The 15563-nt window shown below is 75.7% G+C and carries 2 pseudogenes; both read left to right on the top strand.

The features are described from left to right. Nucleotides 1-2: 2 nt before the first annotated feature. Nucleotides 3-5189: pseudogene (locus tag GA0070610_RS31725) on the top strand (SDR family NAD(P)-dependent oxidoreductase); the annotation flags it as partial. Nucleotides 5190-5208: 19 nt separating this feature from the next. Continuing rightward, nucleotides 5209-15546: pseudogene (locus tag GA0070610_RS21395) on the top strand (SDR family NAD(P)-dependent oxidoreductase); the annotation flags it as partial. Nucleotides 15547-15563: the final 17 nt, after the last annotated feature.

Genomic DNA, 15563 nt, shown 5'->3' with positions numbered 1-15563 from the left:
ACAACGAGGAAAAGCTGCTCGACTACCTCAAGCGGACGACAGCGGAGCTGCGCGAGACGCGGCGGAAGCTGCGCGACGCGGAGGAGGCGGCGCACGAGCCCATCGCCATCGTCGGCATGGCGTGCCGGTTCCCCGGCGGCGTGCGCACGCCGGAGGACCTGTGGGAGCTGGTCGCCGCCGGACGGGACGGGGTCGGCGGCTTCCCCACCGACCGGGGCTGGAACGTGGCGGACCTGTACGACCCGACGCCGGGCGCGCCGGGCAAGTCGTACACCCGCGAGGGCGGCTTCCTGTACGACGCGGCGGAGTTCGACGCGGAGTTCTTCGAGATCAGCCCGCGTGAGGCGCTGACCATGGACCCCCAGCAGCGGCTGCTGCTGGAGACGTCGTGGGAGGCGCTGGAACGGACGGGCCTCGATCCGGCGTCCCTGCGCGGCAGCGACACCGGCGTGTTCGCCGGGATGATGTACCACGACTACGCGGGCAACAGCTCCACCGGCGCGATCGCCTCGGGCCGGGTCGCGTACGCCCTGGGCCTGGAGGGCCCGGCGGTCACGCTCGACACGGCCTGCTCGTCGTCGCTGGTCGCCCTGCACCTCGCCGCCCAGGCGCTGCGCGGCGGCGAGTGCTCGCTGGCGCTGGCCGGCGGCGTGACGGTCATGGCGACCCCCGAGACGTTCGTGGAGTTCTCCCGGCAGCGTGGTCTGTCGCCGGACGGCCGGTGCAAGTCCTTCGCCGCCGCCGCCGACGGCACCGGCTGGTCCGAGGGCGTCGGCATGCTGGTGGTGGAGCGGCTGTCGGACGCGCTGCGCAACGGCCGCCGGGTGCTGGCGGTGGTGCGGGGCACGGCGGTCAATCAGGACGGCGCGTCGAACGGGCTGACCGCGCCTAACGGGCCGTCGCAGCAGCGGGTGATCCGGGCCGCGCTGGCCAACGCGCGGCTGTCGGCGAGCCAGGTCGACGTGGTCGAGGCGCACGGCACGGGCACGACGCTGGGCGACCCGATCGAGGCCCAGGCGGTCCTGGCCACGTACGGGCAGGGCCGGGAACGGCCGTTGTGGCTCGGCTCCGTCAAGTCGAACATCGGCCACACCCAGGCCGCGGCGGGCGTCGCCGGCGTGATCAAGATGGTGGGCGCGCTGCGGAACGGGTTGCTGCCGCGCACGCTGCACGTGGACGAGCCGTCGCCGCGGGTGAACTGGTCGGCGGGGGCGGTGTCGCTGCTGACCGAGCCGGTGGCGTGGCCCGCCGGCGACCGGCCGCGTCGGGCCGCCGTGTCGTCGTTCGGTATCAGCGGCACCAACGCGCACGTGGTGATCGAGGAGCCCGAGCCGGACGGCTCGCCCGAGCCGGCGTACGCCGTCCGACCGCCGGCGATCCCGTGGGTCCTCTCCGGACGGACGCCGGAGGCCGTACGGGCCCAGGCCACGCGCCTGGCCGACGCGGTGGCCGGCCGGGACCCCGACGACGTCGGGTTCACGCTGGCCGTCGGCTTCACGCTCGCGGTCGGGCGGACCGCGTTCGAGCACCGTGCCGCCGTGGTGGGCCGCGACACCGAGGAGCTGGTCCGCGCCCTGCGGGCGGGCGTGCAGCCGACCGTGGCGGCCCCCGGCAGGTTGGCGTTCCTGTTCACCGGGCAGGGCGCACAACGACTCGGCATGGGCGCCGAACTCGCCGCCGCGTACCCCGTCTTCGCCGCCGCGTTCGACGAGGTCTGCACCGCCCTCGACGCGCACCTCGACCAACCACTGCGCAAGGTCATCGACACCGACGAGCTGCACCAGACCGGCTACACCCAACCCGCCCTGTTCGCCTTCGAGGTCGCCCTGCACCGACTCCTCGAATCCTGGGGCATCCACCCCCACGCCCTCGCCGGACACTCCATCGGCGAACTCACCGCCGCCCACCTCGCCGGCATCTTCGATCTCACCGACGCCGCGAAGCTCGTCACCGCCCGCGCCCGCCTCATGCAAGCCCTACCCACCGGCGGCGCCATGATCGCCGTGCAAGCCACCGAGGAACAGGTCACCCCCCACCTCACCGACACCGTCGGCATCGCCGCCGTCAACACCGGCACCGACCTCGTCCTCTCCGGCGACGAAACCGCCACCCTCACCGCCGCCGAAGCACTCGCCGCCCAGGGCCACCGGACGAAACGCCTCACCGTCTCCCACGCCTTCCACTCCCACCTGATGGACCCCGTCCTCGACGACTACCGCGCCGTCGCCGAATCCATCACCCACCACGAACCCACCATCCCCGTCATCTCCACCGTCGACGGCCGACCACTGCGCTCCACCCCCGACTACTGGGTCACCCAACTACGCCACACCGTCCGCTTCCACGAAACCGTCGAAGCTCTCACCACCGACCACCACGTCGACACCTACCTCGAAGTCGGCCCCGACACCGTCCTCGCCACCGCCGCCGCCACCGGCGACACCACCACCATCGCCACCACCCACCGCAACCAGCCCGAGACCGCGACCCTCACCAGGGCCGTCGCCGACCTGCACAACCTCGGCTTCCCCGTCGACTGGCCCACCTGGTTCGCCGGTGCCCACACCACCGACCTGCCCACCTACCCCTTCCAGCGCCAGCGGTACTGGGCGGAGAACGCGACCGCGACGGGGGCGGCCAGCCGGCTCGGCCTCGCCGACACCGACCATCCCCTGCTCGGAGCGGCCGTCGCGCTGCCCGACTTCGACGGCGTCGTCTACACCGGCCGGCTGTCCACCGGCACGCACCCGTGGCTCGCGGACCACGTCGTCGCGGGCCGGGTGCTCGTTCCCGGAGCGGCGCTCGTCGAACTCGCCGTACACGCCGCCGACGCGGTCGGCTGCCCGGTGGTGGACGAGCTGACCATGGTCGCCCCGCTGGTCCTGCCCGAGGACGGCGCGGTGCAACTGCGGCTGCGGGTCGGCGAGCCGGACGAGGAGGGGCGCCGCAAGGTCGAGATCCACTCCCGCGGCGAGCGCACCGAGAGCTGGACGCCGCACGCCACCGGGCTCGTCACCGCCGACGCGGTCGCCACGCCGGACACCGTGGCCGAGTGGCCACCCGTCGACGCCCGGCCCGTCGACCTGACCGACGCGTACGACCGGCTCGCGGACCGGGGCTACGGGTACGGGCGCGTGTTCCGGGGCGTCACGGCCGTGTGGCGACGCGGCGACGAACTGTTCGCCGAGGTCACCCTTTCCGAGGCCGAGGAGCGGTTCGCGCTGCACCCCGCCCTGCTGGACGCGGCGCTGCACGCCCCGCTGCTGGCCGACCCGGACGGCACCGGCGACACCCTGCTCCCGTTCTCGTGGCAGCAGGTGGTGCTGCACGCCACGAACGCCACCGCCCTGCGGGTCCGGATCGTCCCCGTCGACTCCGGCTGGGCGCTCACCGCGACCGACGCCACGGGCGCGCCCGTGGTGTCCGTGGGCAGGCTGGAGACCCGGCCGGTCGCCGGGCTCGACGTGCGGCCGACCCACCACGACTCGCTGTACGAGCTGACCTGGGTGCCGGTGCCGGCCACCGGCGGGCCGGCCGGGGACGTGACGGTGCTCGACACCACCACGTTCCCGCCCGGTCCCACCGCGACGGACACCCCGGCCGCCGTACGCACCGCCCTGCACCGCGTACTCGACGAGATCAGGTCGTTCCTGGCCGACCCCGCCGGCTCCCGGCTCGTCGTGCGTACCCGGGGTGCGGTCGCCCTGCCCGGCGAGGACGTCACGGACCTCGTCGGCGCCGCCGTGTGGGGCTTCGTCCGCTCGGTCCAGGCCGAGCACCCCGACCGCGTCGTCCTCGTTGACGGCGACGTCGTGCTGGCCGACGACGAACCGCAGCTCGTGGTCCGCGACGGCGTCACGCACGCCGCCCGACTGGCCCGGGCGGCCACCGCCGACCCGGTGCCGGCGGACTTCGGCTCCGGCACCGTGCTGGTGTCGGGCGCGTCCGGCGCGCTGGGTGCGGTCCTGGCCCGGCACCTCGTCGCGGCCCACGGGGTGCGTGACCTGCTGCTGGTGTCGCGCCGGGGCGCGGCGGCGCCGGGCGCGGCGGAGCTGGCGGCGGAGCTGACGGCGTCGGGCGCCGCCGTGCGGTGGGCGGCGTGCGACGTGGCCGACCGGGACGCGGTGACGGCGCTGGTCGCCGGCGCGGGTCTGTCGGCGGTGGTGCACGTCGCCGGTGTGGTGGACGACGGTCTGCTGACGTCGTTGACGACCCAGCGGCTGGACCGGGTGCTCGCGCCGAAGGTCGACGCGGCCTGGCACCTGCACGAGGCGACGGCCACGGCGGGCCTGTCGGCGTTCGTGACGTTCTCGTCGGCGGCGGGCGTGTTCGGCAACGCCGGCCAGTCGGCGTACTCCGCGGCCAACGCCTTCCTGGACGCGCTGGCGGTGCGCCGCCGGGCGGCCGGCCTGCCCGGGCAGTCCCTGGCGTGGGGCATGTGGGACGGGGGCATGGCGGGAGAGCTGGGCGCCGCGGAACGGCAGCGGCTGGCCCAGGCGGGCGTACGGGCGCTGTCGGTGGACGAGGGCCTGCGCCTCTTCGACGCCGCGAGCACCTGCGCCGCGCCGGTGCTCGTACCCGTCGGGCTCGACCTCGGCGTGGTCGACGGCCCCATCTACCGCGGCCTGGTCCGGGCCAGGACGCGGCGGGCGGCGTCCGCCGGCAACGGCCTCGCCACCCGGCTGCTCGGCCTGCCCGCCCCGGAGCGCGCGGACCTGCTGCTGGACCTGGTCCGAACGAAGGTCGCGGGGGTGCTCGGGCACCGGGACCCCGACGCCGTCGATCCCGCCCGCGCCTTCACCGAACTGGGCTTCGACTCCCTCGCCGCGCTGGAACTGCGCAACCAGCTCAACGCCGCGACCGGCCTGCGGCTGCCCGCCACGCTCACCTTCGACCGCCCGAACACCCGCGCGGTAGCCGACCTGCTGCACGAGCGGCTCGTGCCGGACACCGGCACTGACGGCGGGCTGCCGGAGGACGAGGTCCGCCGCATCCTGCTCGCCATCCCGATCAGCCGGCTGCGCGACGCCGGCCTGATGGACAGCCTGCTCGAACTGGGCGGCGTACGGGTCGCCACCGGCGAGCCCGACGCCGCACCGACCGGGTCCATCGACGACATGGACGCCGACGCACTGATCAGCATGGCGCTCGCCGACCTCGGTGACGCGACGACGGAAGCGGGGAGCTGACCACATGGCGCACTCGGAGGAGAAGCTCGTCACCGCGCTGCGGGCCTCGCTGAAGGAGAACGAGTGGCTGCGGGAGCAGAACCGCAAGCTCGACTCGGTGCTGCGCGAACCCATCGCCATCGTGGGCATGGCCTGCCGCTACCCCGGCGGGGTCCGGACCCCGGACGACCTGTGGGACCTGGTGGCCGCCGGCGGCGACGGGATCACCGGGTTCCCCACCGACCGCGGCTGGAACGTCGCCGAGCTGTACGACCCCACGCCCGGTACGCCGGGCCGCTCGTACACCCGCGAGGGGGGCTTCCTGCACGACGCGGGCCAGTTCGACCCGGAGTTCTTCGGCATCAGCCCCCGCGAGGCGCTGGCGATGGACCCGCAGCAGCGGCTGCTGCTGGAGGTCTCCTGGGAGGCGTTCGAGAACGCCGGCATCGACCCGACCGGCCTGCGCGGCAGCGACGCCGGGGTCTTCGCCGGCATGATGTACCACGACTACGCCGACAACAAGGCCGCCGGCGCGGTCGTCTCGGGCCGGGTGGCGTACACCTTCGGCCTGGAGGGGCCCGCCGTCACCGTCGACACGGCGTGCTCGTCGTCGCTGGTCGCCCTGCACCTGGCCGTGCAGGCGCTGCGCAACGGCGAGTGCTCGCTGGCGCTGGCCGGCGGGGTCACCGTGATGGCGACCCCGCTGACCTACGTCGAGTTCTCCAAGCAGCGCGGGCTGGCGCCCGACGGCCGGTGCAAGTCCTTCGCCGCCGCCGCCGACGGCACCGGCTTCGCCGAGGGCGCCGGCATGCTGGTCGTGGAGCGGCTGTCCGACGCCCGGCGCAACGGGCACCGGGTGCTCGCCGTCGTGCGCGGCACGGCGGTCAACCAGGACGGCGCCTCCAACGGCCTGACCGCTCCGAGCGGGCCCGCGCAGCAGCGGGTCATCCGGTCGGCGCTGGCCAACGCGCGGCTGTCGGCCAACCAGGTCGACGTGGTCGAGGCGCACGGCACCGGCACCACCCTGGGCGACCCCATCGAGGCCCAGGCCATCCTCGCCACCTACGGCCAGGACCGGGATCGGCCGCTGTGGCTCGGCTCCGTCAAGTCCAACATCGGCCACACCCAGGCCGCCGCCGGCGTCGGCGGGATCATCAAGATGGTGCTCGCCATGCGGCACCGGCTGCTGCCGAAGACGCTGCACGTCGACGCACCGAGCGACCAGGTCGACTGGACGGAGGGCGCGGTCTCGCTGCTGACCGAGGCCGTCGCCTGGCCGCGCGGCGCGGAGTCGTCCCGCGCCGCCGTCTCGTCGTTCGGAGTGAGCGGAACCAACGCCCACGTGATCCTCGAGGAACCGCCCGCGCAGGAGGCGGCGCCGGCCGTCGAAGCGACCGGACCGGTGCCCTGGGTGCTGTCCGGTCGTACCGCAGACGCCCGGCGCGACCAGGCGGCCCGGCTGGCGGCCCACCTCGACCGGCACCCCGCCGCCCCGGCCGACGTCGCCGCCGCCCTGGCGGCCCGCACCCGCTTCGAGCACCGGGCGGTCGTGGTCGGCACGAACCCCGCCGAGCTGCGGGCCGGCCTGGCCGCCGTCGCGGCGGACGAACCCGCGCCCGCCGTGGCCGCCGGCACCGCCCTGAAGACCGAGCCGCGGGTCGCCTTCATGTTCCCCGGCCAGGGCTCGCAGTGGGCGGGCATGGCCGTGGAGCTGATGGACACCCACGAGGTGTTCGCCGCCCGGATGGACGAGTGCGCCAAGGCGGTGGACGGGTTCACCGACTGGTCGCTGCTCGACGTCGTGCGGGGCGTGCCCGGCGCGCCCTCGCTCGACCGGGTGGACGTGGTGCAACCCGTGCTGTTCGCCGTGATGGTGTCGCTGGCGGCGCTGTGGCGGTCGTACGGCGTCGAGCCCGCCGCCGTGGTGGGGCACTCGCAGGGCGAGATCGCGGCCGCCGTCGTCGCCGGCGCGCTCACCCTCGACGACGGTGCCCGCGTCGTCGCGTTGCGCAGCCGGGCGATCGCCGCCGGCCTGGCCGGACGCGGCGGGATGGCCTCCGTGGCGGCGCCGCGCGCGGACGTGGAGGCGCGCCTGGCCCGGTGGGGCGAGCGAATCTCGGTCGCCGCCGTCAACGGGCCCGCCGCCACCGTCGTCTCCGGCGAGCCCGACGCCCTGCGGGAACTGCTGGCGGCGTGCGAGGCCGACGGCGTGCGGATGCGGATGATCCCGGTGGACTACGCCTCGCACTCCGCGCAGGTCGAGGCCATCCGGGACGAACTGCTGAGCGTCCTCGCCGACGTCCGGCCGCGAAGCGCCGACGTGCCGCTGTACTCCACCCTCACCGGCGCGGTCGCCGACACCGCCACCCTCGACGCCGACTACTGGTACGCGAACCTGCGCGGCACGGTCCGGTTCGAGGAGGCGATCGACCGCCTGCTCGCCGACGGGCACGACGTCCTCGTCGAGATCAGCCCCCACCCGGTGCTGGGCATGGGGGTACGCGAGATCCTGGACCGCGCCGACGCCCCCGCCGCGCTCGTCGCGTCGCTGCGCCGCGACGAGGGCGGCCTGTCGCGGTTCCTGCTCTCCCTCGCCGAGGCGTACGTGCGCGGTGTCGCCGTCGACTGGTCCCGGCACACCAACGGGGTGCCGGCCCCGCTGCCGACGTACCCGTTCCAGCACCAGCGGTACTGGCAGCTGGAGGCGGCGTCCGCCGTGGACGCGCGCGGGCTCGGCATCGACGTCGTCGGCCACCCGCTGCTCGGCGCCGCGCTGACCGTCCCGGAGCGGGACCTGGTCGTGCTCGCCGGCCGGATCAGCCTGGAGACGCACCCCTGGCTGGCCGACCACGCCGTCCTGGACACGGTCCTGCTGCCCGGCACGGCGCTGGTCGAACTCGCCGTGCGCGCCGGTGACGAGGTCGACTGCCCGGCCGTCGAGGAACTCACCCTGACCACCCCGCTGGTCCTCCCGCCCCAGGGCGGGGTGGCCCTGCGGCTCACCGTCGAGGCACCCGACGAGCACGGCCGCCGCGCGCTGGGCGTCTACGGCCAGACCGACGCCGAGGCGACGGTCGGCATGTGGACCCGGCACGCCACCGGCGTCCTCGCCCCCGCCACGACGGAGGGGGAGCGCCTCGCCGAGTGGCCGCCCGCCGACGCGCAGGCCGTCGACCTCGGCGACCTCTACGACCGGCTCGCCGGGCTCGGCCTGCGCTACGGGCCGGTGTTCCAGGGCCTGCGGGCCGCGTGGCGCCGGGGCGACGAGACATTCGCCGAGGTGGCGCTGCCCCAGGGCACCGACGTGGACGGTTTCGGCCTGCACCCCGCGCTGTTCGACGCGGCCCTGCACGCCCTCGCCGGCGACGTCGCCGACGGCACGGCGCAGCTGCCCTTCCTCTTCAGCGGCGTGACGCTGCACGGGGCGGGCGCGACGAACCTGCGCGTCCGGTTCACCCGGAAGGGAGCGGACAGCGCCGCCCTGCTCGTCGCCGACCACGCGGGCGCCCCGGTCGCCACGGTGGCGGCGCTCACCGTACGCCCGGTGGCCCCGCAGGCGCTGCGCGGCCGCAGCGGCTTCGTCGAGTCGCTGTTCCGGCTGGAGCACGCGCCCCTGACCGTCGGTCGGGGCGACCGGGGCGCCTGGCAGACGCTGGGCGCCGCGCCGGTCTTCGACGCGCCGCCGGTGGCGTTGGCCGACGCGTCCGCCGACACGCTGTTCCTGCCGTGCTTCGCCGACGCGCCCGGCGTCGCCGCGGTCGCCGACCTCACGGCGTACGCGCTGACCACGATCCAGCAGTGGCTCGCCGCACCGGACCTGGCCGACACCAGGCTCGTCGTGGTGACCCGCCCGGACGACCTGGCCGGCGCGGCGGTGCACGGACTGGCCCGCTCCGCGCAGGCCGAGAACCCGGAGCGGATCGTCCTGCTGGAGGCCGACCACACCGCCGACGCCCTGGTGGCCGCGGCGCTGGCGACCGGCGAGCCGGTGCTCGTCATCCGCGACGGCGTGGTGAGCGCGCCGCGCCTGGCCCGGGTCCCCGACTCCGACGTCGCCGGGCCCACCGTGTTCGGCCCGGACGGCAGGGTGCTCGTCACCGGCGGCACCGGCACCCTCGGCGCGCTGGTCGCCCGCCACCTGGTCACCGAGCACGGGGTACGCGAACTCGTGCTGACCAGCCGCCGTGGCCTGGCCGCCGAGGGCGCGGCCGAGCTGCGCGACGAACTCACCGAGCTGGGCGCGACCGTGACCGTGGCGGCGTGCGACGTGGCGGAGCGGGACCAGGTCGCCGCGCTGCTCGCGGCGTACCCCGTCACCGGCGTCGTGCACACCGCGGGCGTGATGGCCGACGCCACCATCCCCACGCTCACCCCCGAGCGGCTGGCCACCGCGCTGCGCCCCAAGGTCGACGCGGCCTGGCACCTGCACGAGCTGGCCGGTGAGCTGAGCGCCTTCGTGCTCTTCTCCTCGGCCGCCGGCATCTTCGGCAGCCCCGGCCAGGGCGCCTACGCGGCGGCGAACGCGCTGCTCGACGCGCTCGCCGCGCAGCGGCGGGCGGCGGGACGGCCCGCCCACTCGCTCGCCTGGGGGCTCTGGGCCGAGCGCAGCGAGATGACCGCCGATGTGGACGGCGCGCAGCTCGGCCGGATGGCCCGCAGCGGCATGGCCGAGCTGTCCAGCAAGGACGGTCTGGCGCTCTTCGACGCCGCGGTCCGCTCGACCGAGGCACTGCTGGCACCGGTGCCGATGGACCTGGCCGTGCTCGGCCGCGGCGACCGCGAACCGCCGGCGCTGCTGCGCGGCCTCGTCCGCGCCCCGGCCCGCCGGGCGGTGGGCGGCTCGTCGCTGGCGCAGCGGCTGGCCGAGGTGCCCGCCGAGCGCTGGCACGAGGTCGTGCTGGAGGTGGTGCTCACCCGGGTCGCCTCCGTCCTCGGCTACGCCCGCGCGGACCGGCTACCGGCGGGGCGCGCCTTCAAGGAGCTCGGCTTCGACTCGCTCACCGCGCTCGACCTGCGCAACCAGCTCAACGCGACGACCGGGCTGCGGCTGCCCGCGACGCTGGTGTTCGACTACCCGACGCCGGAGGTGCTGGCCGGGCACCTCGTGGAGCAGTTGGGCGGCGGGCGCACCGCGACGACGGACGTCGCGCTGGCGCGGCACGACCAGGAGCCGGTCGTGATCGTGGGGATGGCGTGCCGGTTCCCGGGCGGCGTGCGTACGCCGGAGGACCTGTGGCGGCTGCTGTCCGGCGGCGCGGATGCGATCGGGCCGTTCCCCACCGACCGGGGATGGCACCTCGACGCGCTGTTCGACCCCGACCCGGACCACCCCGGCACCAGCTACGTCGACCAGGGCGGTTTCCTCTACGACGCCGCCCAGTTCGACCCCGGCTTCTTCGGCATCTCCCCCCGCGAGGCGCTGGCGATGGACCCGCAGCAGCGACTGCTGCTGGAGACCTCGTGGGAGGCGCTGGAGCGGGCCGGCATCGACCCGACCACGCTGCGCGGCAGCCGCACCGGCGTGTACGCGGGCGTGATGTACAACGACTACGGCAGCGTGCTGAGCAGCTCCGCCGAGTCCGTCGACGGGTTCCTGTCCACCGGCAACTCCGGCGGGGTGATCTCCGGCCGGATCTCGTACACGCTCGGGCTGGAGGGCCCGACGATGACCGTCGACACCGCCTGCTCGTCGTCGCTGGTCGCCCTGCACCTCGCCATCTCCGCGCTGCGTAACGGGGAGTGCTCCCTCGCGCTGGCCGGCGGCGTGTCGGTGATGTCGACGCCCGGCACGTTCCTGGAGTTCTCCCGGCAACGCAACCTCGCCCCCGACGGACGGTGCAAGTCGTTCGCGGGCGCCGCCGACGGCACCTCGCTCTCGGAGGGCGTCGGCGTGCTGGTGGTGGAGCGGCTCTCCGACGCCCGCCGCCACGGGCACCCGGTGCTCGCCGTGCTGCGGGGCTCGGCGGTGAACTCCGACGGCGCCTCCAACGGGCTCACCGCGCCGAACGGGCCGGCCCAGCAGCGGGTGATCCGGGCCGCCCTGGCGGACGCCCGGCTGTCCCCGTCCGAGGTCGACGTCGTCGAGGCGCACGGCACGGGCACGACCCTGGGCGACCCGATCGAGGCGCAGGCCGTCCTCGCCACGTACGGCCAGGAGCGCGCGGCACCGGTGCTGCTCGGTTCGGTCAAGTCGAACCTCGGGCACACCCAGGCCGCCGCCGGGGTGGCCGGCATCATGAAGATGGTGCTGGCGCTGCGGCACGGCCTGCTGCCGCCGACCCTGCACGTGGACGAGCCCACGCCGCACGTCGACTGGACCTCAGGCGCGGTACGCGTCGCCGCGACGCCGGTGCCGCTCGCCGCCACCGACCGCCCGGTGCGCGCCGCCGTGTCGTCCTTCGGCATCAGCGGCACCAACGCGCACGTCGTGCTGGAACAGGTCGAGCCGGCGGCGCCGGTCGAAGAGCCGGACGTCCCGTTCACGCCGTGGCTGCTCTCCGCCCGGACCGAGGAGGGGCTGCGCGAGCAGATTCCGCGGCTGCGTGCCCACGTCGCCGCCGATCCGACGCTGCGCCCGGTCGACGTCGCGTACACGCTCGCCACCGGGCGGGCCGGGTTCCCGCACCGCGCGGTGCTGCTCGGTGACCAGGTGCTCACCGGCACGGTCGACGGCGGGAAGCTCGCGATGGTCTTCACCGGCCAGGGGGCGCAGCGGGTCGGTATGGCGGCGCAGCTGATGGACTTCCCGGCGTTCGCGCGGGCCTTCGACGAGGTGTGCGGTGAGCTGGACCGGCACCTGGAGCGGCCGCTGCGGGAGGTGCTCGGCGCCGAGGAGGTACACCAGACCGCGTGGACCCAGCCGGCGTTGTTCGCGGTCGAGGTGGCGCTGTTCCGGCTGTTCGAGTCGTGGGGTGTGCGGCCGGACCTCGTGGCGGGGCACTCGATCGGTGAGCTGACGGCGGCGCACGTCGCCGGGGTCTGGTCGCTCGCCGACGCCGCGAAGGTGGTCGCGGCGCGGGGCCGGCTGATGCAGGCGCTGCCGGCCGGCGGCGCGATGGTGGCCGTACGGGCCACCGAGGACGACGTCGTGCCGCTGCTCTCCGGCGGCGTGGCCATCGCCGCCGTCAACGGACCGGAGTCGGTGGTGCTCTCCGGCGAGGAGGCCGCCACCCTCGCCGTGGCCGAGAAGCTGACCGGGCGGGGCCGCAAGGCGCAGCGGCTGACGGTGTCGCACGCGTTCCACTCGCCGTTGATGGATCCGATGCTCGACGAGTACCGCGCGGTCGTGGCTCAGGTGGAGTGCCGGGAGCCGGCCATCGAGCTGGTCTCGACGGTGACGGGCGACGTCACCACTCTCGACGCCGACTACTGGGTGCGGCAGGTGCGCGAGCCCGTCCGCTACGCCGACGCGGTCGCCACGCTGGCCGCGTCCGGGGCCACCACCTTCCTGGAACTCGGCCCCGACGCGGTGCTCACCGCGCTCGGGCGCAACGTGGCCGAGGGCGAGTGGATCCCGGTGTGCCGCAAGGGCCACGCCGAGCCGGAGACCGTGGCGACCGCGTTCGCCCGGCTCGCGGCGCGCGGCGCGACCATCGACTGGTCCACGGTGGTGCCGGGGCGGACCGTGGAGCTGCCCACCTCCGCGTTCCGGCACCAGCCGTACTGGCCCCGGGCGGGCGCCGGCACCGGCGACGCGAGCGGGCTCGGTCAGACGCGGACGAACCACCCGCTGCTGGGCGCGGCGGTCGAGCTGCCGGACGGCGGCGCCGTGTTCACCGGCCGGCTCGCGCTGGCCACCCACCCGTGGCTGGCCGACCACGCGGTCGCGGACCTGGTGCTGCTGCCCGGCACGGCGCTGGTCGAGCTGGCGGCGCACACCGGCCGCGAGCTCGGCTGCCCGCGCGTCGAGGACCTGACGCTGGAGGCGCCGCTGGTGCTGCCGGACGCCGGCGGCGTGCAGGTGCGCGTGTCGGTGGGCGAGGCGGCGCCAGACGGTGGCCGGGACGTGGGCGTCCACTCGCGGGTCGAGGACGAGGACGGCTGGACGACCCACGCGGCGGGCCGGCTGACCCCGGCGGAAACCCTCGGCGCCGACCTGCGGGCCTGGCCGCCGGACGCCGACCCGGTCGACGTCTCCACGACCTACGACGACCTGTTCGCGCGCGGCCTGCGCTACGGCCCGGTCTTCCAGGGCCTGACCGCGGCGTGGCGGCGCGGGGACGAGGTGTTCGCCGAGATCGCCCTGCCCGAGCAGGCGCACGACGACGCCGCCCGCTTCGGCCTGCACCCGGCGCTGCTGGACGCCGCCCTGCACGCGGCGGCGTCGACCGGCGACGGCGAACCCGTGCTGCCGTTCTCGTGGCGCGGCGTCACCCTGCACGCCACGGGCGCCACCCGCCTGCGGGCCCGGATCGTGTCGGGCGACGGCACGGCGACGGTCACCCTGGCCGACGCGGCCGGCGCCCCGGTCGCCTCCGTCGAGGCGCTGGCGGTGCGCCCGGTGTCGCCGGAACAGCTCTCCGCCCTGCGCCGCGACCGCCACGAGTCGCTGCTGCACCTGGAGTGGACGCCGCTGACCGCCGCGCCCCGACCGCTCACCGTCGCGGTGCTCGGAGACGGCATCGGCGGCGTCGACGCCACCGCGTACCCGGACCTGGCGGCCCTCGCCGGGGCCGTCGACGCCGGCGCCGCGGTGCCCGAGGTGGTGGTGGCGCGATGCGCCCCCGACCGGGGCGTGGCGCAGGACGTACGCGCGCACACGGCAACCCACCAGATCCTCGCCCTCGCGCAGCGGTGGCTCGCCGACGAGCGCTTCGCCACCTCCCGCCTCGCCGTCCTGACCAGCGGCGCGGTGGCCACCCGCCCCGACGCCGACGTCACCGATCTCGCGGGGGCCGCGGCCTGGGGCCTGATCCGCTCCGCCCAGTCCGAACACGGCGACCGGTTCGTGCTGGTCGACGTCGACGCCGAGGACTGCCCGGGGCTGCCGGCAGCGCTCGGCTGCGACGAGCCGCAACTGGCCGTCCGGGGCGCCGACGTCCTCGTGCCCCGCCTCGCGCGGACGGCCGTCACGCCCGCCCCCGCCGCCGGGCTGGCGGGGCCCGTCCTGGTCACGGGCGCCACCGGCGTGCTCGGCCGGCTCGTCGCCCGGCACCTGGTCGACCGCCACGGGGTACGCGAGCTGGTGCTGGTCAGCCGCAGCGGCCCCGCCGCCGAGGGCGCGGGCGAGCTGCGCGACGAACTTCTCGCCCTCGGGGCGGAGGTCACCGTCGCGGCGTGCGACGTCGCCGACTCCGAAGCGCTCGCCGCGCTGCTCGCCGCACACCCGGTACGCGCGGTGGTGCACACGGCGGGTGTGGTGGACGACGGCGTCATCTCCTCGCTCACCCCGGAGCGTGTCGACCGGGTGCTGCGACCCAAGGTCGACGCCGCCACGAACCTGCACGAGCTGACCGGGGACCTGACCGCGTTCGTCCTGTTCTCCTCGGCCTCCGGGGTGCTCGGCGGGCCCGGCCAGGGCAACTACGCGGCCGGCAACGCCTACCTGGACGCGCTTGCCCAGCACCGGCGGGCGAACGGCCAGCCGGCCGTGTCGCTGGCCTGGGGCCGCTGGGAGCAGGCGGGCATGGCGGAGCAGCTCACCGAGGCCGACCTGCGGCGCATGTCGCGCTCGGGCATCGGCGCGCTCTCCGCCGAGGAGGCGCTGGCCCTGTTCGACGCGGCGCTGTCGCACCGGGGCATGGTGGCGCCCATCCGGCTCGACCACCGGGCCCTGCGCGAGCGCGCGGTCGCGGGCATGGTGCCGCCGCTGCTGCGCGGCCTGGTCCGGGTGCCCGCCAGGCGGGCGGCCGACGCCGACGCGGGTGCGGTCGACGCGCTGCGGCAGCGGCTGGCGGGCCGGGACGTCGAGGAGGCCGAGGCCATCCTGCTCGACCTGGTGCGTACCCACGTGGCGGGCGTGCTGGCGTACCCCGACCCGGGCGCCGTCGCGGCCGACCGGCCGTTCAACGAGCTCGGCTTCGACTCGCTGACCGCGGTCGAGCTGCGCAACCGGGTCAACGCCGCCACCGGGCTGCGGCTGTCCGCGACGCTGGTGTTCGACCACCCGACGTCGAACGCGCTCGCCGCGCACCTGCGCGCCGAACTCGCCGGCGAGGCGGCCGACACCAACGCGGTGCTGGCCGCGTTCGCCGAACTCGACCGCCTCGAGGCGGTCCTGTCGGACGTCGACGAGCAGTCCCGTACGCGGCTGTCGCTGCGGCTGCGCGACGTGCTCTCGAAGCTGGGCGGCGAGCCCGCCCCCACCGGCAACGACATCGATTCCGCGACCGACGACGAGGTCTTCGCTCTCATCGACAGCGAACTCGGCATCTCATGACAGTGCGAGGAGGGCGA

It is taken from the genome of Micromonospora echinofusca, assembly GCF_900091445.1.
Lineage (GTDB): Bacteria > Actinomycetota > Actinomycetes > Mycobacteriales > Micromonosporaceae > Micromonospora > Micromonospora echinofusca.
This window is presented reverse-complemented; position numbering and strand designations above follow the sequence as displayed.